The organism is Streptosporangium minutum (assembly GCF_002149035.1).
Classification (GTDB): domain Bacteria; phylum Actinomycetota; class Actinomycetes; order Streptosporangiales; family Streptosporangiaceae; genus Streptosporangium; species Streptosporangium minutum.
This window is the reverse complement of record NZ_NGFP01000442.1, coordinates 1-3,171: the sequence shown is the minus strand read 5'-3', so window position 1 is coordinate 3,171 and position 3,171 is coordinate 1. Positions and strand designations below refer to the sequence as shown.

Sequence of the window (3,171 nt, the reverse complement as noted above, 5' to 3'; positions counted from 1 at the left end):
CAATACCCCAGGTTATAGACGCGTTACTTTCTGTCACACATTGGGGGGTCTTACCGTCATCCGACGGGGATCGGGGGACGAGGGTGGGATTACTCCACGGTGACGCTCTTAGCCAGGTTGCGAGGCTTGTCCACGTCACGCTCCAGCGCCACGGCGGCGTGGTAGGCCAGGAGCTGAAGCGGGATCGACAGCAGGATCGGGTCCAGCTCCGTCTCGTTCCTGGGCACCACCACGCAGTCGTCGGCCAGCTTGGGGTCGGCCGTACGGTGGCCGACCATGAGCACCCGGCCGCCGCGCGCGCGGATCTCGCCCAGCGTGGTGAGGTTCTTGTCCAGCAGCTCGTCGTCGGGGACGATCGCCACGGTCGGCATCTCCGGGCCGATCAGCGCCAGCGGCCCGTGCTTGAGCTCGCTGGCCGGGTAGGCCTCGGCGTGCACATAGGAGATCTCCTTGAGCTTCTGCGCGCCCTCGCGCGCCACCGGATAGCCCCGGACCCGGCCGACGAACATCATGCTCGGCGAGTGGGCGTACTTGCGCGCGAGCTCCTCGATCTGCGGCTCCAGCGCGAGGATCTCCTTGATCTGGCCGGGCAGCCTGCGCAGGCCCTCGCAGATGCGGCGGCCGTCGGCCGGGGACAGGTCGCGCACCCGGCCCAGGTGCAGCGCCAGCAGCGCGAAGGCCACCGCGGTCGAGGTGAACGCCTTCGTGCTCGCCACCGAGACCTCCGGGCCGGCGTGCAGGTAGACACCGCCGTCGCACTCGCGGGCGATGGCGCTGCCGACGGTGTTGACGATGCCGAGCACCCGGCCGCCCTTGCGCTTGAGCTCCTGGACGGCGGCGAGGGTGTCGTAGGTCTCCCCCGACTGGCTGATCGCCACGTAGAGGGTGTCGGGCTCCACGACCGGGCTACGGTAGCGGAACTCGCTGGCCGGCTCGGCGTCGGCCGGGATCCGCGCCAGCTCCTCGATGAGCTGGGCGCCGATCTGCCCCGAGTAGTAGGCGGAGCCGCAGCCGATGATCTTCACGCGGCGGAACGACCGGGTCTCGCGCGCATCCATGTTGAGGCCGCCCAGGTGGGCGATGTGAAAGCGGTCGTCCAGCCGGCCGCGCAGCGTCCGGGCCACGGTCTCGGGCTGCTCGGAGATCTCCTTGAGCAGGTAGTGCTCGTAGCCGCCGGTGTCGTAGTGCCCGGCGTCCCAGTCGACGGTCAGCGGCTCCTTGGCCGTCTCGCGCGCGTCACTGGCGAAGGTGTGGAACCCGTCGGCCTTCAGAACCGCCAGCTCGCCGTCCTCCAGGTGGACCACCTGGCGGGTGTAGCGGACCAACGCGGCCACGTCGGAGGCGGCGAACATCTCCTTCTCGCCGATGCCCAGCACGATCGGGCTGCCGTTGCGGGCCACCACCACCTCCCCGGGCCGCTGGGCGTCGATCACCGCGATGCCGTAGGTGCCCACGATCCGCTTCAGCGCCGCCCGTACCGCCTCCTCCAGGGAGTCGGCCTCCACGACGGTGCGGGCGATCAGGTGCGACAGCACCTCGGTGTCGGTCTCGGACAGGAAGACCGCGCCGTCGGCCTCCAGCTTGGCGCGCAGCTCGTCGGCGTTCTCGATGATGCCGTTGTGCACGACGGCGATGCGCTCGTCGGTGGACAGGTGGGGGTGGGCGTTGACGTCGCTGGGCGCCCCGTGGGTGGCCCACCGGGTGTGCCCGATGCCCAGCCCACCCTTGAACCGGGCCGGCACGGCCGCCGCCAGGTCGGCCACCCGGCCCTTGACCTTGCGCATCTTCAGGCCCTTGTTGGAGATCACCACGCCGGCCGAGTCGTAGCCCCGGTACTCAAGGCGCTGCAGGCCCTCCAGCAGGATCGGCGCCGCATCCTTGGGCCCTACATAAGCCACGATTCCGCACATCTAACCGCTCCTTACCCGTAGACGATCCGGCGCAGCTGGCGCAGGGAGAGTTCAGGTGCCGCGACACGGCGGGACGGGATCTCGGCGGCGATCCGGGGGAAGATCTCGTCGTTGACCAGTCCCCTGGCCCTGAGTTCGGCGTGACGCCGCCGGACGAACTCCTCGACGGGCTCGGAGAAGTAGGCCAGCACGTCCGCCACCACCCGCGCCGCCTCGCCCGGGCCGAGCGCGCTCGTCCGGGTCAGGTGGGTAATCAGATCCTCATGCGGATGCCATGCCGTGGACACAGAGCAGGACCATACGCACCATCGACGGCCTTCACCAAGTTTTCTGCCCGATTTCGGGCAAGGATTGCCCCAGTCGGCCCCAAGCACCTCCAGCCGTGAGACAGTCGGCAATCGGACATAACTCTGAGTAGTCGTCCGGTCGGGAGGGACCACCATGCGCCGTCTGCCGGGAATCGCCGTCGTCGCCCTCGTCGCCGCTCTGGCCCCGCCCACCACCACGGCGCCGGGCGGCGGGCGGACGGAGAACGGGCAGGCGCCCCCCACCCGGACGGCCCGGCCGTACGGGACGCCGGGAAACGGGCAGGCGGCCCCCGGCGGGCCGTACGCGATGCCGGAGAGCAGGCAGGCGGCTCCCGGCGGGCCGTACGGAACACCGGAGAGCGGGCAGACGGCTCCCGGCGGGCCGTACGCGATGCCGGAGAGCAGGCAGGCGGCCTTCGCGCGGGCGGCCCGGACGTACGGCGTGCCGGAGAGCGTACTCCTCGCGGTCTCCTACCTGGAGTCCCGCTGGGACGCCAACGACGGGCTGCCCAGCGTCTCGGCGGGCTACGGCCCCATGCACCTGGTCGACGGCCGGATCGATCCGGGTCGCCACCGTCACGGCGGGGAGGACCCGCGCGGCGACGAGAGCCGGCCGCACCCGCCTGTGGTCCCGGACCCCACCGCGGCCCCGCCCGAGGACACCCTGCACCGCGCGGCGGAGCTGACCGGGATCGCCCTCGGGCGGCTGCGCCGGGACCCGGCGGCCAACATCCGGGGCGGGGCGGCGCTGCTCGCCGACCACCAGCGGCGTATCGGCGAGCGGCCGGGCGCCGACCCGGCGCGGTGGTACGGCGCGGTGGCCCGCTATCCGGGCACGACGGACTCCGGCGCGGCGACGTCCTTCGCCGACGAGGTCTACGCGACGATCCGCACCGGCGCCGCGCGCGTGACCGACGACGGCGAGCGGGTGGTCCTGCCCGCGATCCCGGCCC

Annotated in this window: 2 protein-coding genes and 1 pseudogene; 1 reads left to right on the top strand and 2 read right to left on the bottom strand. The window is 71.8% G+C overall.

What is annotated here, in order from left to right:
• Positions 1 to 89 precede the first annotated feature (89 nt).
• Together glmS and CA984_RS43270 are read right to left on the bottom strand one after the other, a co-directional pair.
• Entirely contained in the window at positions 90 to 1,910 is a 1,821-nt protein-coding gene (gene glmS, locus CA984_RS43275) for a glutamine--fructose-6-phosphate transaminase (isomerizing) (RefSeq protein ID WP_086579071.1), read from the bottom strand.
• An 11-nt stretch (positions 1,911 to 1,921) separates the two neighbouring features.
• Entirely contained in the window at positions 1,922 to 2,197 is a 276-nt protein-coding gene (locus CA984_RS43270; protein WP_086579070.1) for a hypothetical protein, read from the bottom strand.
• Positions 2,198 to 2,351: 154 nt separating this feature from the next.
• On the opposite strand from CA984_RS43270, the pseudogene CA984_RS43265 reads away from it, so the two are divergent.
• Positions 2,352 to 3,171, top strand: a pseudogene (locus CA984_RS43265) (mechanosensitive ion channel family protein); the annotation flags it as partial.